Annotated in this window: 20 protein-coding genes; 8 read left to right on the top strand and 12 right to left on the bottom strand. The window is 62.2% G+C overall.

Annotated elements, in window-relative coordinates; genetic code table 11:
- Positions 1-149 precede the first annotated feature (149 nt).
- The gene (locus DM826_RS05630) at positions 150-944 is read left to right on the top strand and encodes a hypothetical protein (protein WP_120102413.1); all 795 of its coding nucleotides are present in this window, start codon (positions 150-152) and stop codon (positions 942-944) included.
- Between the two features lie 8 nt (positions 945-952).
- Here DM826_RS05630 and DM826_RS05625 read toward each other — a convergent pair whose 3' ends face one another.
- Positions 953-1,714 (bottom strand): hypothetical protein, encoded by a 762-nt coding sequence (locus DM826_RS05625; RefSeq protein WP_120102411.1) that lies wholly within the window; start codon positions 1,712-1,714, stop codon positions 953-955.
- A 204-nt stretch (positions 1,715-1,918) separates the two neighbouring features.
- Between DM826_RS05625 and DM826_RS05620 the strand changes: the two genes are divergently transcribed.
- The 3 genes from DM826_RS05620 (at position 1,919) to DM826_RS05610 (ending at position 4,449) form a co-directional block, all read left to right on the top strand.
- Positions 1,919-2,632 (top strand): HD domain-containing protein, encoded by a 714-nt coding sequence (locus tag DM826_RS05620; protein WP_120102408.1) that lies wholly within the window; start codon positions 1,919-1,921, stop codon positions 2,630-2,632.
- A gap of 96 nt (positions 2,633-2,728) precedes the next feature.
- Positions 2,729-4,030 (top strand): M48 family metallopeptidase, encoded by a 1,302-nt coding sequence (locus DM826_RS05615; RefSeq protein WP_120102405.1) that lies wholly within the window; start codon positions 2,729-2,731, stop codon positions 4,028-4,030.
- Positions 4,030-4,449, top strand: a complete 420-nt coding sequence (locus DM826_RS05610) for a GIY-YIG nuclease family protein (protein WP_120102403.1) — start codon at positions 4,030-4,032, stop codon at positions 4,447-4,449. Before DM826_RS05615 ends, DM826_RS05610 begins: the two co-directional genes overlap by 1 nt.
- Here the strand turns inward: DM826_RS05610 and gltB are convergent.
- Positions 4,446-8,993: a glutamate synthase large subunit gene (gene gltB / locus DM826_RS05605; protein ID WP_120102400.1), complete on the bottom strand. Its 4,548-nt coding sequence runs from the start codon at positions 8,991-8,993 to the stop codon at positions 4,446-4,448. The genes DM826_RS05610 and gltB overlap by 4 nt on opposite strands.
- A gap of 242 nt (positions 8,994-9,235) precedes the next feature.
- Positions 9,236-10,699 carry a proline--tRNA ligase gene (proS, locus tag DM826_RS05600; RefSeq protein WP_120102398.1) on the bottom strand — a complete coding sequence of 488 codons (1,464 nt, stop codon included), beginning with the start codon at positions 10,697-10,699 and terminating at the stop codon, positions 9,236-9,238.
- 112 nt (positions 10,700-10,811) lie between these two features.
- Between proS and DM826_RS05595 the strand changes: the two genes are divergently transcribed.
- Entirely contained in the window at positions 10,812-11,558 is a 747-nt protein-coding gene (locus DM826_RS05595) for an SHOCT domain-containing protein (protein ID WP_165853258.1), read from the top strand.
- Positions 11,559-11,635: 77 nt separating this feature from the next.
- Positions 11,636-11,830, top strand: coding sequence for a cold-shock protein (locus DM826_RS05590; RefSeq protein WP_021038510.1), 195 nt, complete (start codon positions 11,636-11,638; stop codon positions 11,828-11,830).
- A gap of 262 nt (positions 11,831-12,092) precedes the next feature.
- Here the strand turns inward: DM826_RS05590 and DM826_RS05585 are convergent, their stop codons facing one another.
- Positions 12,093-12,599 (bottom strand): macro domain-containing protein, encoded by a 507-nt coding sequence (locus tag DM826_RS05585; protein ID WP_120102396.1) that lies wholly within the window; start codon positions 12,597-12,599, stop codon positions 12,093-12,095.
- Between the two features lie 116 nt (positions 12,600-12,715).
- Between DM826_RS05585 and DM826_RS05580 the strand changes: the two genes are divergently transcribed.
- Positions 12,716-13,708 (top strand): VOC family protein, encoded by a 993-nt coding sequence (locus tag DM826_RS05580; RefSeq protein ID WP_120102393.1) that lies wholly within the window; start codon positions 12,716-12,718, stop codon positions 13,706-13,708.
- On the opposite strand, the gene DM826_RS05575 is transcribed toward DM826_RS05580, so the two are convergent.
- Positions 13,709-14,194 carry a hypothetical protein gene (locus tag DM826_RS05575; protein WP_120102391.1) on the bottom strand — a complete coding sequence of 162 codons (486 nt, stop codon included), beginning with the start codon at positions 14,192-14,194 and terminating at the stop codon, positions 13,709-13,711.
- A 277-nt stretch (positions 14,195-14,471) separates the two neighbouring features.
- Between DM826_RS05575 and DM826_RS05570 the strand changes: the two genes are divergently transcribed.
- The gene (locus DM826_RS05570; protein ID WP_120102388.1) at positions 14,472-16,397 is read left to right on the top strand and encodes a beta-CASP ribonuclease aCPSF1; all 1,926 of its coding nucleotides are present in this window, start codon (positions 14,472-14,474) and stop codon (positions 16,395-16,397) included.
- A gap of 4 nt (positions 16,398-16,401) precedes the next feature.
- Here DM826_RS05570 and DM826_RS13005 read toward each other — a convergent pair whose 3' ends face one another.
- The 7 genes from DM826_RS13005 to DM826_RS05540 all read right to left on the bottom strand — a co-directional run bounded on the left by DM826_RS13005 (position 16,402) and on the right by DM826_RS05540 (position 21,407).
- A complete protein-coding gene (locus DM826_RS13005; protein ID WP_165853257.1) occupies positions 16,402-16,572 on the bottom strand; it encodes an HVO_0758 family zinc finger protein in 171 nt (56 codons plus the stop codon).
- Positions 16,573-17,325: 753 nt separating this feature from the next.
- Positions 17,326-18,138, bottom strand: a complete 813-nt coding sequence (locus DM826_RS05565) for a nitrilase-related carbon-nitrogen hydrolase (RefSeq protein ID WP_120102386.1) — start codon at positions 18,136-18,138, stop codon at positions 17,326-17,328.
- 2 nt (positions 18,139-18,140) lie between these two features.
- The gene (locus DM826_RS05560; RefSeq protein ID WP_120102383.1) at positions 18,141-18,560 is read right to left on the bottom strand and encodes a CoxG family protein; all 420 of its coding nucleotides are present in this window, start codon (positions 18,558-18,560) and stop codon (positions 18,141-18,143) included.
- 54 nt (positions 18,561-18,614) lie between these two features.
- On the bottom strand, positions 18,615-18,839 hold the full coding sequence (locus tag DM826_RS05555; protein WP_120083382.1) for a DUF7123 family protein: 225 nt from the start codon (positions 18,837-18,839) through the stop codon (positions 18,615-18,617).
- Between the two features lie 63 nt (positions 18,840-18,902).
- A complete protein-coding gene (locus DM826_RS05550; protein WP_120102380.1) occupies positions 18,903-19,088 on the bottom strand; it encodes a DUF7525 family protein in 186 nt (61 codons plus the stop codon).
- A 75-nt stretch (positions 19,089-19,163) separates the two neighbouring features.
- Positions 19,164-20,192 carry a phosphate signaling complex PhoU family protein gene (locus DM826_RS05545; protein WP_120102377.1) on the bottom strand — a complete coding sequence of 343 codons (1,029 nt, stop codon included), beginning with the start codon at positions 20,190-20,192 and terminating at the stop codon, positions 19,164-19,166.
- Between the two features lie 114 nt (positions 20,193-20,306).
- Positions 20,307-21,407, bottom strand: a complete 1,101-nt coding sequence (locus tag DM826_RS05540) for an ATP-NAD kinase family protein (RefSeq protein WP_120102375.1) — start codon at positions 21,405-21,407, stop codon at positions 20,307-20,309.
- Positions 21,408-21,554 lie beyond the last annotated feature (147 nt).

Here is a 21,554-nt window from a genome sequence, read left to right as displayed (position 1 = left end):
ACCGCTCAACAGCCACCTGTCAAGTTCAGTAGAACAAGCAACGTAGCGATCCGCAGGACTATTTGTATTGATCTCTACCACCAGACGTGGACTGCGGCGTCGACACTGACGACTCACCCGCTTCCCGACAGGGAGCCGCGGTGATCTAAATGCCCGACGGTGAGAAGCCTCCTGGGTCGCCACCGGACACAGGTGAGCAGCCGACGCGCGCGCTCACCATCGGCCTCTGGGAGCCCAGTACAACACCCATCAAATCCGAACTGGAGCGTGGACTCCCTGACGCCGAGTTGCGCGTCGTCGGCCGCGACGCCAATCCGCTCGAAATACACGCAGTCGACTGTCTACTGGCTGATTGTTCAGCCCCGGAGGTAGCATCAGCGACGGTCTACGAGCAGATACGCGAGCTGTATCCGGCCAAACCGCTGGTCGTGATCACCACGGGCGGCGACACGGCGTTTATCGAGCGATTGGAGACTGCCGAGGACGTTGCCCACGTTCCCCGAACGGAGACCGGGATCCCGACCGCGTTGGTGTCGGCGCGGTGTAAGCGGCTGGCGGCTCGCCCGCTTTCAGCCGCTGATACCGACGCCACCGAGGACACAGCCGACGACACGCGGCCGATGACACACCGCCTCGGCCTCTGGGTGCTGTGGGTGATCGCGGTGGCAACCTACGGGGTCGGCGACTCCGTCTCAACGATCATCGCGGTGTATCTGGTCGATGGGCTTGGTGAGGGCAATCCGCTGGTCGCCGTACTGTTGGCCGAGTTCGGGATTCGAGGGCTCTTCGGCCTGAAGATACTCGTTTTCCTGATCGCAATCACGATCAATCTGTACGGCCGAAAGCGGACAGACTGGCTTGGCTACTACGGCCCGCCGGCGTTTGTCGCACTGCTTGGGGCGATTTTGACGGCCTCAAATCTCATCGCCATCGCCACGGCCTAACTGGCGCGCTACGATCCCGTGTCGTCGACGGGTTCAGCGCGGAGCGTCCATGTGGTGTTGGTGTCGACGGCGAGATAGCCGATCCCACCGACATCCCGAACCTGTGGGTCGGTTTGGCCGACAATGCTCTGGATCAAAAGTTCGACTCGCTCACCGTTGCTGTCGATAAGCGAGAGGTTGTAATCGACATCCGCGTCGACAGAGAGGCTGAACTCGATCGGTTGCTGTGTGCCGAAATTGATCGGCCCGAATACCGCATCAAGGCCGTCGCTGAACACAACCGGCGGTTCCATTTCGAGGGCAACCCCGCTGTCGGTGTCGTAGGCCGGCACGTCGTAGACAGTTGCCGTCCAGTCGGCACTTGCCTGTTTAACAGCCAGTCGGTACTCTCCGGGAGGCGGGTTGATCAGATTCCGCCCGGTAAACGGACCGAGCACCTCAATTACTCGGTATTCGGTGCCATCGGTTGCTGAGACCAGCGTGACCTGAAACCGATCGTCGGGGGCCGCATCACCGGCATCGGTGTCGATGATCGTCGGGCCATCGCGTTGTAACGCGAAGGTGTCGGTGGTCGCCTGTCCCGAGCCAGAAAGCGAAATCGGCTCGATTGCACCATCGCCGTCGGCGGTCGGATAGGGCGGATATGGCGCTGTTGGCACTCCGGGTGGGCCGAACCCCACATCATCACTCAACATGACGTAGCCACCGACCCCGCCAACACCGATGGCACCGCCGGCCGCCGCGGCCGCGAGATACTGTCTTCGTTCCATACAGGCCGCAGACACCCCCATCCCGTAAGTTCACTGCTTTGGTTCTCAGATCTGAGAGCCGCCCGGAGCGACTGATCGACGGCGTCATTGCGCGAAACGCCGAAATCCGTCCACCTGCGGGCAGGGTGTCGTAACGCCTAAGAGTCAAACGACCCTGTCTCTCCACAATGAATCAGTTACGACGTTGCGATCGGAGGTGGCTCCATGGGTGTTGAGATCAAGGAGTCAGCGGTCAGCGACGACGCCCGCGCGGAGATGGAGCAGTTTGTCTACGACTATCTGGCTGCCAGCGTCGAAACCGAAGACGACGGCGGACGCATGCGGTGGTATCCATGGCACAGCGCGGAGTACCGATTTAATCACATCCTCAACGTTGCCGACCTCGCCGAAACGATCGCGGAAAAGGAGGGTGCCGATGTCGATATCGTCGTTGTCGCCGCGCTGTTTCACGATGTCGCAAAGCTCGACGCCCCACAGGATCGACACGCCGAGGAAGGCGCCCACGTCGCCCGTGAGTTCCTCGAAAGCCGCGGGGAGTACCCGCCGTCGTTTATCGACGCCGTCTGTCAGTCCGTCGCCGACCACTCCTTTCAGGGGCCGCTCTCGGAGGTATCGCTGGAGTCCCGCTGTCTGATGGAAGCCGATGTGCTCGATAAGGTCGGGGCCAACGGCACCGCGCTGATGCTGTTGCGGATGGGGTATGAGTCACGCACCCACATGGATGCCGCCCGGATGGTCGACCGCGTGCTCGAACGCGGGAAAGACCACCTTGATCGCGTCGAGTCCGATACCGCCGAAAGCATCGGCCACAAGCGACTCAAGCGCGTGAAGTGGTTCCGCGACTGGCTGGAAAGTGAGGTCGCCGAGATGGACGCCGACCGACCCGAGGACAAGCCACCCGGTGTGAGCGAGGACTGACACACACCGTCGATCAATCGTCGATCAGCGCGGAGACGACGACAGCCCGACCGCAGCGCGTCACCGTTTAGCCGATCGATCGCGTTGACACCGATAATGCAACTGTCAGCGATTGCCCTTGGCGTGTTCGTGCTGTTGGTCACAACGCGGGCGATCTTCTCGTACCTCTCGATCCGAAACGTCCAGTATGCCGACCAGTTGGTAGGCCAGCACCGCGACTGGCTCGAATCGACCCTCGGTATCGACGACAGCGACGAACTCCGGGACTACCACCGACTCACCACGGCGATCGACGAACTGGAGTCTTGGATCGGTCTCGTCGCCGTAGTGGTCATCATCTATAGCGGCGGTCTCTCGTGGGGTGTCGATATCGTCGCAACGATCAGCCGCTCGGTCGTGTTGCAAGGTGTGGTCTTCTTTGTCGGGCTCGCGGTCGCCGCCCAACTGGCGTCGATCCCGTTCAGCCTTGTCTCAACGTTTGGCGTCGAGGAGATATTCGGCTTCAACAACCAAACGCCAACGCTGTTCATCCGGGATACCCTAGTGCAACTCGGCTTGTCTGTCGGGTTCGTGGCGATCCTCAGTGGCGCGGTGCTGACTGCTATCGAGCGACTGCCGACGCTGTGGCCCGCGGCGGCGTGGGGCTTGTTCGTTGTCGTCTCGTTGGTGATGCAGATCCTCTATCCGCGGGTGATCGCGCCGCTGTTCAACGATTTCGAGCCGGTCGCGGACGGCGAGTTGCGCGAGTCCGTCGAAGCTGTCTTCGAACGTGCCGGCTTCGAGACCAGTGATATCTACACCATGGATGCCAGCCGTCGATCCACCCAACTCAACGCCTACTTCATCGGCTTTGGCCGAACAAAGCGGGTCGTGCTGTTCGATACCCTTGTCGAAAAGATGGAACGGGCCGAACTACAGAGCGTCCTCGCCCACGAGTTGGCCCACTGGAAGGAAGCCCACATCTGGAAGCAGTTCGCCGCCGGGGCGATCCAGATGGCCGTGGTTGTCGCCGCCCTCGGCTGGCTGGTCGATTTCGAGCCGCTGTATGCCGCCTTCGGGATTCCCGCGTCGGCAACGTACGCCGGCCTGTTGCTGGCCGTCCTCATCGTTAGCCCGCTGCTGCAGGTTACCGCGCCGCTATCGAACGCGCTCTCGCTGAAACACGAACGCGAGGCCGACGCCTACGCCGCCGAGGTGATGGGCCCCCAGCCGATGATCGACGCGCTGGGGCGGCTGGCCGGCGAGAATCTCGCCAACCCCTTCCCGCATCCGTGGTATGCGACGTTCCACTACAGTCATCCGCCGATCCCGGAGCGGATTCGACTGCTACAGGAGCGAGCCACCGACGGCGATGCGACAGACCCGACACCACAGCCGCCGGCGACCGGGGACGATTGATGGCCGCCCCCGGCAGCTACATCCTCATCGTCGCTGTCGACCAACCGACAACAATCGAGGTTGGCGCGCTCGGCGACCGCGAATTTACAGCGGAAGGGTACGCCTACGTCGGCAGCGCGTTCGGCCCTGGCGGGCTCTCGCGGGTCGATCGGCACCGCCGGGTCGCCAGCGGCGACCACGACACCCGCCACTGGCATATCGACTATCTGCTCAGTGCCGATTCGACCCGGCTTGCGAGCGACGAAACGTATCCCAACGAGGACATCGAATGCGCGCTGGCAACGGCGTTCGCTGACGCCGGGTGTAAACCGGTGGCTGCGTTCGGGGCGTCAGACTGCGACTGCAACAGTCATCTGTGGGAGCTTGACGATCTCTCACTCCCGAAAGCTGTCAAAACAGTATCCGAGGGAACAGATTAGTCGTCGCTTGAGACAGCCCCGGTGTCGGGTTCGACCTCGGCTGCGGCGGCCGGCGTCTCCGGGAGATCCTCGCGCACGTCGTCGGCACCCTTGTTCTCGATGGAGTTGCGGTAGGCATCCGGGAAGACCCGGGCAAAGTTGCTGAGTTCAGCGGCCCAATCATCGAGTAGCTCAGCGGCGCGCTCGCTGTCGGTGTACTCGGCGTGGTTTTCAACCATCCGGGTCAACATGCGCTCGTCTTTCTGGGTCAGCTCCTCAGAGAACGTGACCATCTCTGTGTTAAGCTTTGATTCGAACTCGCCGTCAGGATCGTAGACGTAGGCGACGCCGCCGGACATCCCGGCTGCGAAGTTGCGGCCCGTCTCACCCAAGACGGCGACAACGCCGCCGGTCATATACTCACAGCCGTGGTCGCCGACGCCCTCGACGACAGCCTTCACACCGGAGTTGCGCACGCCAAACCGCTCGCCGGCGACGCCGTTGATGTAGGCCTCACCCTGGGTCGCCCCGTAGAGGGCGACGTTGCCGATGAGGATGTTCTCGTCGGCGTTGTACGCTGCTGTTGGTGGGGTCTGGACGACGAGTTTGCCGCCCGAGAGCCCCTTGCCGAGGTAGTCGTTTGCCGCACCGGTGAGTTGCATCGTCACGCCGTCGGCGAGGAACGCCCCAAAGCTCTGGCCGGCGATCCCATCGAAGTCGATGGTGATCGTGTCATCGGCCAGCCCCGCACCGCCGTACTCCGTCGATATCTCATGGGAGAGCGTCGCGCCGACCGCCCGGTCGACGTTGGAGATCTCCTTGTCGAGGGTGACTGGCTGGCCGGATTCAAGCGCGGGCTCGGCCTCGTCGATCAGCTCCCAGTCGAGTTGCTCTTCGATGTCGGCGTGTTGCTGTTCGCGGGTCTTGTGTCGCTGATCGCCCGCCGTCGGCGCGATCACCGTCGAGAGATCGAGATGTTTGGCCTTCTCGTGGTCGGTTTCGCGCTGGCTGAGAAGTTCCGGTCGGCCGATCATCTCATCGAGGGAGGTAAAGCCGAGCTCGGCCATGATCTCCCGGAGCTCCTGGGCCATGAACGTCATGTAGTTGATGACGTGCTGTGGCTCGCCGGGGAACCGCTCGCGGAGGTTTTCGTCCTGCGTTGCCACACCGACCGGGCAGGTGTTGGCGTGACACTGCCGGGCCATCACACAGCCCGCGGTGACGAGCGAGGCGGTGCCGAAAGTGTACTCTTCCGCGCCGAGCAGGGCGGCGATCGCCACGTCGCGGCCGGTTTTCATCCCGCCGTCGGCGGTGATCTTGATCCGGTCGCGCAGCCCCGTAGCACACAGCATCTGGTTGGCTTCGGCGACGCCGAGTTCCCACGGCAGGCCGGCGTTTTTGATCGACGTCTTGGGAGAGGCACCGGTGCCACCGGAGTCACCGGAGACGTGCACCACGTCGGCGTTGGCCTTGGCGACGCCCGCCGCGATGGTGCCAATTCCCGCCTCGGAGACGAGTTTGACGTTGATGTCGGCGTCCGGGTTGGCTGCCTTGAGATCGTGGATCAGCTGTTTGAGATCCTCGATGGAGTAGATGTCGTGCAGCGGCGGCGGCGAGATGAGGCCAACGCCCGGTGTTGCATACCGGACGTGAGCGATCATCTCGTTGACCTTCTTGCCGGGTAGATGACCGCCCTCACCGGGTTTCGAGCCCTGGGCCATCTTGATCTGGATCTCCTCAGCGGAGGTCAGATAGTGCGAGGTGACGCCGAAGCGGCCGGAGGCGACCTGCTTGACGTTACACTCCTTTTCGGTGTCGAACCGTTCCGGCGGTTCGCCGCCCTCACCAGTATTCGATTTGCCGCCGAGGCGGTTCATGGCGATGGAGTTCGTTTCATGGGCCTCCGGCGAGAGGCTGCCGAGACTCATCGCAGCCGTCGAGAAGTTCTCGACGATCTCGTGGATCGGTTGTACCTCCTCGATATCGACGGACTCGCGGTCGGCGTCGAATTCGAGTAGCCCCCGGAGCGTCTGGAGGTTCTCGTTTTGATCGTTGATCAGTTCGGCGAACTCCAGATACCGGTCGTAGTCGCCGCTGCGGACGGCCTGCTGGAGCGTGCCGACCGTCTCGGGGTTCCACTGGTGGTAGATCCCCGAGGAACGGTGTTCGTACTCGCCTTGGGTCTCCAGTTCAGGATCGCTCCCGAAGCCGACGGCGTGTCGCGTCCGCACGTCGTCTTCGATCACGTCGAGGCCGATCCCCTCCGTCCGGATCTCGGTGCCCTCGAAGTATTCGGCGATGAGATCGGAGCTGAGGCCGACGGCCTCGAAGATCTGGGCGCCCTGGTAGGATTCAACCGTCGAGATCCCCATCTTCGCCATGATCTTCAGCAGCCCGTGTTCGAGGGCGTGGATGTAGCCCTCAATGGCCTCTGCCTCGTCGGCACCGTCGGGGCCGGCACACAGATCGGAGATCGTCTGGTAGGCGAGATACGGGTTGACCGCGCCCGCGCCGTAGCCGACCAGCGTGGCGAGGTGGTGCACCTCACGTGGGTCGCCGGATTCGACGACGAGGCCAACATCGGTGCGGAGCCCGTGGCGGACAAGATCGTGGTGGACGCCACCCGTTGCCAGCAGACTCGGGATCGGAATCCGCTCCTCGTTGGTACCGCGATCCGACAGCACGATGATATCCGCGCCGTCGTCGATGGCCGCGCGAGCATCATCCCGCAGGCGTTCGATGGCGGCTTCGAGCTCCGTGTCTGGATCGTACGTCATATCCAGCGTCGTGGTCTCGAAGCCGTCCGCGTCGCGGTCGAGATCCTTGATACTCGCCGTCTGCTCGTCGGAGAGCACCGGCGAGTCAAGCACAAGCTGGTGGGCGTGTTCCGGCGACTCGGTCATCAGGTTTCGTTGCTTGCCGAGTCGGGACTGGAGACTCGTGACTAGCTCCTCGCGGATGTAGTCGATCGGCGGGTTCGACACCTGGGCGAACAGCTGCTTGAAGTAGGTGAACAGCGGGCGGTTGAACTCACCGAGTACCGACAGCGGCGTGTCGTCGCCCATCGAGCCGACCGGATCCATCCCCTGGTTGGCCATCGGTTCTAGGAGGTGCGTCAGTTGATCTTCCGTATAGCCGAAGGCCGCTTGGTGAGCCCGCAGGGAGTCGACATCGCCGTGTGGTTCGAGGCTGTCGCCGGCGATCTCGTCAAGCTCCTGTTGGTGTTCGTCGACCCACTCGCCGTACTTGTCGTCGGTGAGCTCGTCGAAAACCTCAGCGTCGGGGATGACTTCGCCCTTCTCGGGGTCGGCAACGAAGATCTGGCCGGGCTGGAGCCGACCGCGTTCGCGGATCTCGCTGGGATCGGTCTCGATCGCGCCGACCTCGCTAGCGGCGATCAGGGTGTTGTCCTCGGTGATATCGTACCGGCAGGGCCGCAGGCCGTTGCGGTCGAGGACGGCGGCGATCTTGTCGCCGTCGGTGGCTGCGACGAGGGCGGGGCCGTCCCATGGCTCGACGAGGCTGGCGTGGTAATCGTAGAAATCCTGGCGGTCAGGATCCATCGAGTCGTCGTTCTCGTGGGCCTCCGGGATCAGCATGCGGAGGATGTGCGGCAGGTCGCGGTCGGAGTGCATCAACAGCTCGATGGCGTTGTCGACGCTGGCGGTATCGGACTGGCCGGCCTCGGTGACGGGCTTGAGCGTCTCCATGTCGTCGCCGAAATCCTCGTGGGCCAGCTGGTTTTCGCGGGCGCGCATCCAGTTGATGTTGCCGCGGATCGTGTTGATCTCACCGTTGTGGATGATCCGCCGGTAGGGGTGGGCGAGATGCCACGCGCCGAGTGTGTTGGTCGAAAACCGCGCGTGGACGAGCGTCAGCGTCGTCTGCAGTCGCTCATCTTCGAGATCCGGGTAGTAGCCGGCGAGCTGTTCGCCCTTCAGCAGCCCCTTGTAGACCAGCGTTTTGCGGTGCAGCGAGCAGACGTAGAACCGGCCCGCGCCGGCGACATCCTCGGCGGCCGCTTCAAGCTCGCGGCGGGCAAGGAACAGCGCGCGATCGAAGGCATCGTCAGCCATCGACTCCGACGGCGTGACGAAGACCTGCCACACATCGGGCTCAGAATCGAGTGCGGTCTGACCGAGGTCGCTGTTATCGGTCGGGACATCCCGCCAGTGGAAGACATCAAGATCGTACTCGGCGAGCGTTGACTCAAAGAGGTCGACGAGTCGGTCTCGAACCGCGTCGTCCTGTGGCATGAACACCGAGCCGACGGCGTAGGTCTCCGGGAGGTCGCCGACGACCGCCTCGAAGAACGTATCGGGGCGTTGGATCATGATGCCGGCCCCATCGCCGGTGCCCTCTTCGGCGCCGGTCGTGCCGCGGTGTTCGAGGTTGCAAAGTAGTTCGATGCCGTCGGCGACAACATCGTGTGAGGCGCCGCCGTCGAGATCGACGACCGCGCCAACGCCGCAGTTGGATTTGGTATCGGTCGGGTCGGCGAGCCCGACAGGGTCACCATGCGCATCGTCCGCTTGCGCATGCGACTCACTGTGATACTTGGCCATACACGAACCGAGCAATCGCCTAAATAAATGCCTACTGATGCGAAAATAAGGGTTCCTAAGTCCCATATTAGGAGGTATTAAGAATTGATAGTTAGCAGGTTGAAACGATCACACGTAATTAGTCCCAACAATCATGTACGATCTGGGCTGTGAGCACGGCCACAGTTGGATGAAAAGCGCAGCAATCGTCAACTCCGAGACAGCGATCAGCGAAACTACCAGCCGACGCTCGCGCCGTTCGGTCAGTAGTTCTTCGCGAAGTAGGCGGTTTGGGTGGCGTCGTCGCCACAGATCGCACACGTTTCGTCATCGCCAACGGTCTCTTCGTCATCGAAGGGACACATCACGATCTCGGCGGCCAGCGGCTCCTTGATCGGTTCCTCACACTCTTCGTCGCCACACCACGGGGCTTTGACGTAGCCGCCGTGTTGGCCCAGCGTGCCGAGGATCTCCTCTCGTGAGTCGGCCTCGCGGACGCTGTCGTCGAGATTTTCTTCGGCAGCCGCGTAGAGTTTGGCGTACACCTCATCGAAGTGTTCTTGGATCGTCTCGCCGATATCGTCGCGGTCGGCGGTGATCGACTCGCCGTCGGGGCGGTGAACGATCGTCACCTCGTCGTCCTCGACTTCGTGGGGGCCGATCTCAATCCGGACGGGGACGCCTTTTAATTCCCACTCGTTGAACTTGAATCCGGGATTCCGCTCGTCGCGGTCGTCAAGTTCGACGCGGACGCCGCTGTCGGCGAGATCGTCGGCGACTTCATCGGCGTAGTCGAGTACGTCATCTTTCGTATCCTCCTGCCAGATTGGGACGACGACGACCTGCTCGGGGGCGATTGTCGGCGGGAGCACAAGCCCCTGATCGTCGGAGTGTGTCATGATGAGCGCGCCGAGCGCGCGCCACGAGAGCCCCCACGAGGTCGTATGGGCGGGCTGGGTTTCCTCGTCTTCATCGGAGAAGGTGATGTCGAACGCCTCAGCGAATGAGGTGCCGAGGTGGTGACTCGTGCCGGCCTGTACCGATTTGCCGTCCGGCATCAGCGCTTCGACGGTCGTGGTTTTGTGTGCACCCGGGAACTTGTCGTGATCCGGTTTCTGGCCCTTCAGCACAGGGATCGCAAGCAGATCCTCGTAGAGCTCGGCGTACTGATCGAGTCGAGTCATTGTTTCGTCCCACGCCTCGTCGTGGGTTTCGTGGGCGGTGTGACCCTCCTGCCAGAGGAACTCCTTGGTTCGGAAGAACGGTTTCGTCTCCGTTGCTTCCCACCGGACGACCGAACACCACTGATTGACCCGCAGCGGGAGGTCGCGGTGGCTGCGCACCCACTGGGCCATGTAGGGCGCGATGATCGACTCGCTGGTTGGGCGGACGGCGAGTCGCTCTTCGAGTTCGTCGTGGCCGCCGTGGGTGACCCACGCCACTTCGGGATCGAAGCCCTCCACGATGTCCTTTTCCCGTTCGAGATAGCTCTCGGGGATGAACATCGGGAAGTAGGCGTTCTGGACGCCCGTGGCCTTGAATTTGCTATCGAGTTCCTGCTGGATCGCCTCCCAGAGGGCGTAGCCACGCGGGCGCGTGACGATGAAGCCGCTCATCCCGTCGGGGCCGTAGTTTGCGAGGCCGGCCTTTATGACGACCTCGGCGTACCACTCGCCCGTGTTGTGCTGTTTGCTCTCGGTGATCCCCAGATCTTGCTCGCTACTCATTGCCGGCACTCCGCAACCGGGACAAATAAACGCAGTGTGTTTCGGATCAGCCCGCGTCTCCCGCTACAGCCGCGGCGACAACCTTGTTGCACCAGGGGACGTAGTCGGCGATATGAGTTCCACAGATCGCCGCACTGATTCGGACGGCGATACGCCCACGCCAGCACGCGACGCCTGGCTGCCGACGACCACGCCGGTGCTCGGTGGCCTCCTGGTTTTGGTGGTGCTGGTGTTTTTCGGCTTGCTCACAGCACTGTCCGGGCTCGGTGGCGGCATGATGGGCGGCGGTATGATGGGCGGCGGCATGGGCGGTGGGATGGTTGCCAGCCCATGGCTCTGGCTGCCGCTGTTTGTCCCCCCGATCGTCGGGTTCGCTGTGCTCCTCTATACGCTCCAGCGACGGAGTCAGTCGGGGTCGACGCCGACTGACGCGGAGGCGACAGCCGACCCCTTGGAGATACTCGAAGCACGATATCTCGACGACGAGATCGATCTCGCGGAGTACGAAACGCGGCTCGGCAAGCTCTTCGATCTCGATGCCGACGGCGACAGCCACCCACGGGTCAGTCGGCTGGCGATCCAGTACGCCCGCGGCGAGATCAACCGCGAGACGCTCACCGGCCAGCTCGAACGACTGCGATCGGCGGACGATTCGGTTGGCGCGGTCGATACCGAAACCGTCGTCGAAAGCGCGGCTGCACTCGACCGACAGGACACCCACGGCGCGGCCGCATCGGATACCGAGCAGTCGAGCCCAACAGCGCGACTACGCCGACGATACGCCGACGGCGAGGTGAGCCACGAGGAGTACAAACAGCGGCTCACGACGCTTCGAGAGACCGCAAGCGAGGAAACATAAGCAAAACCGCTGCCGACGGTCGTGGTACCACGACTCTCGGAAGGGTTATCCCCCGGTGGACTGTACGTTTGATTGCAATGGCACACGGCAAAGTTGACTTCTTCAACGACACTGGCGGCTACGGATTTATCGACACGGACGATGCTGACGACGACGTTTTCTTCCACATGGAGGATGTCGGCGGCGAGGATCTCACTGAGGGCGAAGAGATCGACTTCGATATCGAACAGTCCCCGAAAGGCCCGCGCGCGACGAACGTCGTTCGCAACTAACTACAGTCCTCGCCTCACGGCGATACTGCAATTTTCGTTCTTATCAACCGCCGAGTCGAATCACTCGGTAATCGCATACATACGACAAGCCCAGCAGCCGAAGCCCTGGCGGACTGAAAGGGCGAAACGCTCTCGGCGAACCCGGACGACGCAAGCACCGCAGGAGTGAGCAACGCGAACGACGAGGAGCGCAGCGAGTCCCGGGAGCCGGGAGCGTTGAGGGCTTTCTATCTGTTTTCGTAGTCGCCGAAGAAGAAATCGACTAGTCCTGAATCTCAGCAGCAACCGACTGCAACATCTCATACTGCTCGTCAGAATACGCGATCACCTGAACGTCAGTCAGAGACGACGGCTCGTACTCCGCAATCACCGAGCAGATCAGTTCCGCCCCGCGCTCGAAGTCGAAGCCAGCAACGCCGGTGCCGAGAATCGGAATCACAACCGACTCACATCCCAATTCGTCTGCTTTTGCCAAGGTGTTTCGCGTTGCATCCCGAATACTATCCGCGGTCGCCTGCCCGTCGCCGTAGTGCGGCATCGCCGCGGCGTGAATCACGTACTCGGCATCAAGATCGTAGGCGTCGGTGATAGCGACTTCGCCGAGGGCAACCGGGCCCTTCGACATCGCTTCGGCGTTGATGTCGCCGCCCGCACCGCGGCGGAGTGCGCCGGCGACGCCGCTACCCATCTTGAGGCTCGTTCCCGCCGCGTTCACCAGCGCGTCGGCTGACTGGGTGGCGATATCGCCTTGGATAACGGTGAATTTCATAGCCAATAGTATGTGCTTCGGCCTGTATATTCTTCCTCCGCAATGACCATGCTGTCTGAAAGCGGTAACCCCCGTGTCAGCGCGAAGTCAAGTACCTCCAGCACGTACAGATTACAATGACAGACGCACCACCAACACCGGGGATTCACCACGTGACCTGCATCGCGGGCGATCCCCAGCAGAACATGGATTTCTGGGTCGAAACGCTCGGCCTCCGCCTCGTCAAGCGGTCGATCAACCAGGACGATCCCAGCACCTATCATTTCTTTTTCGCCGACGCCGAGGGCACCCCCGGCACCAGTATGACGTTCTTCCCGTGGGAAAATCTCCGCCAGGGCAAGGTCGGCTCCGGACAGGTCTCCCGCACCGCGTTCCGGGTTCCTGAGGGCAGCCTTGAGTTCTGGGAAGAGCGGTTCGACGACTACGGTGTCGACTACGAGGATCGCATCGAGCGGTTCGGCGAGACCGTCCTGCCGTTTTACGATCCAGACGGTCTCCCGGTCGAACTCGTCGCCGTCGAGATCCCAGCGGACGACCCCACGGTTCCATGGACCGAATTCGTCCCCGAGACGGCCGCGATCCGCGGCTTCCACTCGGTGACGCTGTGGCTGGCTGACCCGCATCAAACAGAGGAAGTGCTGCGAACGATGGGCCTCGAAGAAACCGGCACTGAGGACTCACCGGGCGATACACCGGGCGATGAGCGCACGCGCTTCGAGGCAGCCGGTACCGTCGGCCAGTACGTCGACGTGTTACCGACGATTGAGGGCGCACGGCAGGGCCACGGCACCGTCCACCACGTCGCCTTCCAGACGCCAAGCGACGCGGATCAAACCGCGATGCGGAAAGCAGTCTCCACCCACGGCGTTCGCCCGACCCAACAGATCGACCGCCACTGGTTCCGATCGGTGTACTTCCGTGAGCCAAATGGGGTGCTCTTCGAACTCGCCACCAGCGGGCCGGGCTACACCAGCGACGAACCTCTCGACGAGTTAGGCGAGGAACTAATCCTGCCTGGGAACTTCGCCAACCAACGCGAGCAGATCGAAGCTGACCTCAGCGACGTGACGATCCCGCGCGCCGAAGCGGTTGATGCCGATGCTGACTGACTAGGAATCAACACTGAACGGACTCTCGGCTGCTCGCCAGTCCCACCCCGGCAGTCGCGTCTGAAACCCCGCGGCCAACGCGGCGTCGAGATCGTCGGCGCCAGCCACCTCGTCGGCGTCGCCGTGGGTGTGGACATCCGCGACGTGGAAGGTTGCCTGCGCGAGCACCGACAGCGGTTGCCCGCCGGCGATCGTCGCCGCAAGCTGGCGACCCAGCACCTCATCGACAACGAAGCCCGGATAGTCACCGTCGACATCGAGTTCCCGGAGCAGCGCGACGTAGCCAGCGAGATTAACCGCAACCTCGCCGTCGGCGAACACACGATCGACCTCCTGTTGGTAGGTGGGTTCGCGCACGGTGTCGACCTCAGTCTCGAAAAGCTCTCCAAGGCGACCCCGAGTCTCGTTGAGAATCGGCACGACGACATCGGCGCGCCGGCGAACCCAGTCATGTTCGGCGGCCACCCGATCCGGCGTAATGTGCATACACGGGCGGAGGCAACGAATCGGCTTGGATGTGTGGGTGATTTCGGCCGAAACGAGCGGGCGTCCACAGGCCGTTGCGAAGAGGTTTTATAACGAGAGTTTCGTAAGTTGGGTTAAGCGGGTTTTCGCTGCCTGTTCCCGCATGCGGAGTTGTCAGACCGTATTCAGTATGTTCCAGTTCGACCGGCAGTACCCCACGGCGTCCCGACTACCCAGGGGTGCAGTCCGGCGAGCGAACACCCGGCGAGGCGGCGATCAGCGCAGGTTTCTTTGACGTATGAGCTCAGTAGATAAGCAACTCGACGACCTGAAAGCGGAGATCGACGAAGAAGTTCCACCCGACATTACCGTCTCGGATGTGAAATACGAGGGGCCGGAGCTGGTGATCTATACGCCACACCCCAAGGAGTTCGCGGAGGACGGCGATCTCGTCCGCAACCTCGCCAGCAAGCTCCGAAAGCGGATCACCGTCCGTCCCGACCCGGAAGCACTCTCGGATCCAGCCAGTGCCGACGCGAAAATTCGGTCAGTCATCCCCGATGACGCTGGCGTCACCGATCTCGATTTCCACGAGGACACCGGCGAAGTCGTCATCGAAGCACAAAAACCCGGCATGGTGATCGGCCGCCACGGCTCAACGCTCCGGGAGATCACCCGAGAAGTCGGGTGGACACCCGAAGTCGTCCGCACGCCGCCGATCGAATCCTCGACCGTCTCGAACGTTCGGAACTTCCTCAAGCAGGAACGCGACGAGCGGCGCGACGTCCTCGAACGCGTCGGCCGACAAATCCACCGCGAGGAGATCGGCCGCGACCAGTGGGTGAGGATCTCAACGCTTGGGTGCTGTCGAGAGGTCGGCCGAGCGGCATTTCTCCTCCAAACCGCGGAGACGCGGGTCTTGATCGACTGTGGCGACAAACCGGGCGCGGAGGGCGAAGTCCCATACCTCCAAGTACCGGAAGCCCTCGGCTCGGGGCCGAACTCGATTGATGCCGTCGTGCTCACCCACGCCCACCTCGATCACTCCGCGCTCATTCCGCTGCTGTTCAAATACGGCTACGACGGCCCGATCTACTGTACAGAGCCGACACGGGATCTGATGGGGCTGCTCCAACTCGATTATCTCGATGTCGCCTCAAAAGAGGGCCGCACGCCGCCGTATGAGTCCGAACAGGTCAGAGAGGCGATCAAACACGCGATCCCGCTCGAATACGGTGACGTGACCGACATCGCCCCCGACATCAAGGTCACCTTCCACAACGCAGGTCACATTCTCGGCTCGGCGGTGACTCACTTCCACATCGGCGATGGGCTCTACAACGTCGCCTTCTCCGGCGATATCCACTACACCGACACGCGGCTGTTCAACGGCGCGGTCAACGACTTCCCGCGGGTCGAAACACTCGTGCTTGAATCGACCTACGGCGGCCGCAACGACTACCAGACCGACCAAGAGGATTCCGAGGAGAAGCTCTTGGAGGTCATCAACGAGACCTACGACGACGGCGGAAAGGTGTTGATCCCGGCGTTCGCCGTCGGCCGCTCCCAAGAGATCATGCTCGTCTTAGAGGAGGCGATGCGCACCGGAAAGATCCCCGAGATGCCGATCCACCTCGACGGGATGATCTGGGAGGCAACAGCGATCCACACGACCTACCCGGAATATCTGCGAGATGACCTGCAGGATCGGATCTTCCATGAGGACAAAAACCCGTTCCTCGCCGATCAGTTCAACCACATCGACGCCGGCGAGGACGAACGCCAGGAAGTCACCGACGACGAGCAGGCGATTATCCTCTCAACCTCGGGGATGATCACCGGTGGGCCGATCATGTCGTGGCTCCGGCATCTCGGCAGCGATTCGGACTCTCGCCTCGTCTTCGTTGGCTATCAGGCACAGGGGACGCTGGGCAATCGGATCCAGAACGGGTGGGATGAGATCCCGGTCAACAACGACTACAACGGCGGCCGCGGCGACACCCTCACCCTGAACATGGGCGTCGAAACCGTTGATGGGTTCTCCGGACACGCCGACCGCAAGGGGTTGATGGATTTCGTCCGCACGATGAACCCCCGGCCAGAAAAGATCCTCTGTGTGCACGGCGATGAACGCTCCGTTCAAGACCTCTCATCGGCCCTCTACCACGAGTTCGACATCCGGACGTTCGCCCCGAAAAACCTCGAAACGTTCCGGTTCCGCTAACCGATCAGGGCAGTTCCTTCCACTGTTTCCCGCAGTTTGGACAGGTTCGAATATCGAACACTTCGTCGGGATCGTTCTCTCGTTGGAGCGTCTCTTCGCACTCGCTGCAGGCGATCCGCTCGTAGTTGTCCTTATAGAGATCGTCGTTGCGGAGCCCCTTTCGTGTTGATTTCATACCCCCCATTTTGTGCTGTAGCCTAAAAGCATCCCGTGTGACGAGCGTGCGACAGTCTCCGCATACCTGAGAGGCGCCGCTGTCGACAATACGTAGGTCGCTGAAAACGAGTGGCCGCCTGGATGTGGAAGGCGGGTGGAGTGTGGTGGTCGTCAGTACGTTGGGCACCGTGGTTGCACATCCATCACCCGGTGGGAGAGTGACCGTCACAGCGACAGCCACTGGCAGTGTGGGGGTGACCAACCACGATACGCCGGGCGGAGCACACTGTTGGCTCACAGCCCAGCGTCCCGCCTCAACCGCCGTTGGCTGTCACCTCCGATATTAACATTACCTTAATTAACGGGCTGGAATGTATATATACTGTACGGTGCCCGGCAATAGCCTGATATTTGCTACATAAAAATCAATTTTCGCTGATATTGTGTGATACTCTCGGGGTATGGCGGCGTGTTGTTGGCAACTGTATAGCTCCACAGCGCCATAGAAGGGTCGACACGTGTCTCGTTGGAAACTCACTGACTGCAACAAGGCGAGGAGCGCGGCGGATGATCCGATCGAGGACGCCCCCGATCCCCGGAGTGGATCGTGCCGCGTGGCGGCCGACGGGCGTGGCGGCGAGTTGTGTGTGCCGACAGTGACGAGAAAAGCGTCAATACGTCGGCAGAGAAACGTATGTCAGTGCGGCGTATAAACCCACCGTCCGCGTCGTCTCGGCGTACAGCCAGACCCCCAGATGCACGACGTGAGTTCCTACCGGCGGTCATCGAGCGCCGGGAAAGAGGATCGAACTCGGTCGACGACCGCGGGCTCGACGGTCGCGGTGAGCGTCGTCGGCTCGTCGCCAGCGGCGGCCCGGGCCGTCCCCCACGGATCGTAGATCGTCGAGCGGCCACAGAGCGTTGCATCCGCCGCGGGGAACGAGCCCGAGCCGTTGACCGCGATCACGTAGCTGAGGTTTTCGATCGCCCGGGCCCGGCCCAGTGTTTCCCAGTGTTCGATCCGCGGATAGGGCCACGCACTCGGGACGACCAGACAGTCGACACCGCGGTCAAGCAGCCGGCGGTATAACGACGGAAACCGGAGGTCATAGCAGGTCGTTGTGCCGATCGTCAACCCCTCAAAGTCGACGACTGACAGCGAGTCACCGGGCACCAACAGCTCGGATTCCGCGGATTCGTAGCCGAAGAGATGGTGTTTTCGGTAGATGCCGCGCCGCGTGCCGTCGCGGTCAAAGAAGACTGACGTGTTGGCGTACCCCTCCGTCGCCGGCACGTCGTAGCCGGCAGCCGCGCTATCGGCAAGGGATTCAACGACGCTCCCCGCCACAAGCGCAATATCGTTGTCGGCAGCCAGATCAGCAAGGCGATCGAAGAGAGGGTCGTCAAGCCCGGCGGCGTGGGTCGGATAGGCGTCGAAAGCAAAGAAGCCGACGTAGAACTGTTCGGGCAGGACAGCGAGATCGGCACCCGCTGCTGCGGCATCGGCGACCGCCTCGTGGGCGCGGTCAAGATTTGCCTCGACGGCCTCGGGTTCGATGTCGAGTTGGATCGCAGCGACCTGCATCGTCAGTCGATATCCGCTCGGAGGGCGGCCTCAAGATTGTCGAGTTCGGCATCGAGGTTGCGCTTGAAGAATCGCTCGACGCCGGGGAGTTGACCGTCGACGACGAACTCATTGTGGAGTTGACAGCCGCCCTCGGTGTCGGTGATCGTGTGTTCGCCGGTCACCCGGAGGGCACGTGAGCGACCCTCAAATTTCACTCTGGTTGGCGGCTCGCGGATCAACTCCTCGGTTTCGACGGTGACCGTCGAGTTGAGCAAGGGGATCGGCAGCCGTACCTGCCACGTCGCGCGGTTGTCGTCGTGAATCGTGAAGGAGTCGACGACGCTGATCGCGCCGGCGCGTTGCTCGGGATCGGCGATAAACGCCCAGATCTGCTCGCCGGGAACGTCGAACTCGAAGGTCCGTGAGACACGGACAGTCATTACAGAGTAGTGGGGTGGCAGGGTAAAAAAGGGCGCGGAAGCGGCGGTCGATCGTTACTCAGGGGTGACACGCCACGTCGTCGAGCGGGCACGACTCCATTTTTCGATATCAACATCGTCGGATTTCTCGGCGAGCTGCGGCAGGCGGACACCAACCTGCTTCGAGGAGAGGCCGATCGCCTCGGCGATGGTCTTCGCCCGGAAATATCGCTCACCGCGGGCGACGCTGTCACGGAGATAGGCGACGATCCGTTGTTCCTCCTCGGTATACTGTGTCATCTACGACAGCTAGGGGACTGACCGGCTTAATGATTACGTCGGCTCGCTCGAATCGGGCGGGGCTCAGGCGTCGTACAGTTGGAGTGCAGCCACCGAGAGCCCGGCAGCGATGACAGCCGCCGCAAAGCCCCAGGCCTTCGTGAGTTGGGTGCCGCCAGCAAACATGAGTCCGGCGCCAAGCACCGCAACCGTCCCGCAGGCGATCGCAACGCCGAGTCCTTTGTCCGTCGTCGTTCCGTGAGTAGCCATACGAGTGTGTTCCCTGCCGGATGGCTTAGTTCATTCGAACGCCGGAACAGGCCAACAGCGGCGTCGGTGACCGCCTCAGGTGATATCGACGTGTTCTGACTCCTCGTTGAGCGCGAGGTTCGCGGCGATCTCGGCGTTTCGCATCGCGTACTCGGCGGTATGCTGGAGACTGACGAGTACCTCTCGGATCTGGAGCAGTTCCTCGTTTGGCATCTCTTCGAGATCGTTGAGAATCTCCTGTTCGCGATCAGAGATCTCACCGAAGAGGTGTCGACACCGGATCGTCAGATCATAGTCGCGTTCGACGACCGAGCGGACAGCCATCGCGGTCAACTCATCGATCTGGTCGGTAAACTCCCGGATCCGGCGGATCGTCGAGCTGTCGACGTCCGGCAGCTCGTCGGCTGAGGCGACGATCTCGGCGATATCCTCGGCGTTGTCGGCGGTGAGTTCGAGATTTTTCGCCACCGATCGGTAACCGATCAGCGGGAAGCTCGAATCAAGGCCAACCGCCCGACAGAGGTTTGGGTTCTGGTAGGCGGTGAAGATGAGTCGGAGCAGGAGGACAAAGATCTTGTTGGCCTGTCGCTCGCGGTTGAGCGCGCGCTCGGCGAGATCGCGGTTGCCGTGGGCCAACGCCTTGACAGCCTCCCCGCGCATGGTGCTGCCGGTGTTTTCGAGTCGCTCCAAGAGGTTGTCCAGGGTGAAATCCTCGGGGTCAGCCGAACACCGGATCGCAATGCGTTCGGGGGTCTCCTCGATGACGCCCAGCCCCATCAGCTGCGTTTCGGCCTGATAGACCGCGTTGATGTGTTCGGAATCGAGGGCGTCAGATTCCATCTGAACATGGATCACCCGCCGGCCCAGCACGTACTGGGCGACGATCGCCCGCTCGACAGAGCCAGCATCGAGATTGTCGGCGTGGATCACCGCCTCGCTTTCGCCGGTGCTGGCGGACTCCGGGAGCACGGTGAGCGTTCCCTTCCCACCCATCCGAATCGAGACCTCATCGCCTTTCTCGACGTAGTGTTCCTTCGTCCACTCCGCCGGCAGCGTCATCGCTAGCGTTGAGGGCCCTAACCGCTGTACCTTCCGTGTTTCCATACCCTTCCTCAGGGTGGCGACATCTTAATTGTATGCATACACAGTGTATTGAACAACAAATGTTGAACTGATATGCTGACTACAGCATATATTAATATGTGGTTGTGTACCACGCTAGACGATTCGGAGCATACGTGTTTCGAATCGGCCGACGCGAACCTCCCGCCAGCCGCGAAGTTCAGCGTCAAGTTCCGGATCGTCGGTGTCGACACGCAACACCCGCAAATCATCGATTTTTGCCCCCGAGGCGACGATCGCAACGCTCGCCTGTCGGATGACCGCCGGTGAGAGTTGGGGATTCCCGCGTCCGAAAACGAACCCCTGTCCGCCGATCGGCGAGACGATGATGGTGTTGGTTTCGCCGAGAGAATCTAAGATCTCGGCTTCGCTCGCGTCGGCTGCGAGCACCTGTCCGTCTCGCCAGACATCAACCCCAAGCGGTGAGCCCTCGAAGCCGAGGGCCGTTTTGATCGCCCCAAGCGTCGACCCGGGGCCAAGCACGTAGGTTGTCTCGGGGTCAACGCTGCTGGCGATCCCTTCGGCAAGGGCCGCAACCGTTCCGCCACCGCGCTGTTTGGCCGACTGGAGGCCATCGGCGACCGGCACTGTCGCAATCGCTCGGAGTTCGGGGCTGACCTCGCCGGCCCGGTAGTCATCCTCGTCGATATCCATGACCTCCCGCTGTTCAGTCCGGTCGAATTCGGCGACGATATCGGCGGCCGCCTCGGGAGAGACCGCAAACACCGAGGAGTAGACCTTGACGCCGGCGGGCACACCGAGCATCGGAATCTGGGTGTCGGCCAACCCCTCAGCGACATCAACCGCCGTCCCGTCGCCGCCGACGAAGACCACGAGATCAACCCCGTGATCGACGAAGGCGGCGACGCTGCTGGCGGTGTCGCTGGCGGTTGTGGTGGACACGTCGTCGTTGTCGCCATTGGTCGCCGTCTCACTGCCACCAACAGCCGGCTCACACACAATCGTTGGCTCAAATCCAGCAGCCCGCGCTTCGGCTGCCCCCATCGGCTCGCCAGCGGTAACGAGATCGATATCGACGTTGCGATCGGCCAGCCGCGTCAGTGCCCGACGGGCACGCGCCGGCGAGCGGGGTTCAGCCCCACGAGCGACAGCATCGGCAACCTTCCCGTCGGTTCCTTTCAGGCCGACCCGCCCGCCCATACCGGCGATCGGATTAACGAGGAACCCAAGGCGCATACCAACCGGACGGCGGGCGCGGTAAAAAGTGGCCTGCACCGACGCGAAGACTCAAAGAATTAAGCCGGTCGGCACGCTACCGGCGAGTAATGACCCCACTGGAGACCGCGCCGCTGCCGATCTTCGAGACGGCCGCCGTCGTGTTGG

It is taken from the genome of Halonotius aquaticus (genome assembly GCF_003605575.1).
Classification (GTDB): domain Archaea; phylum Halobacteriota; class Halobacteria; order Halobacteriales; family Haloferacaceae; genus Halonotius; species Halonotius aquaticus.
Note: the sequence above shows the minus strand (reverse complement) of the source record. Positions and strands in the feature narration are given on the sequence as shown.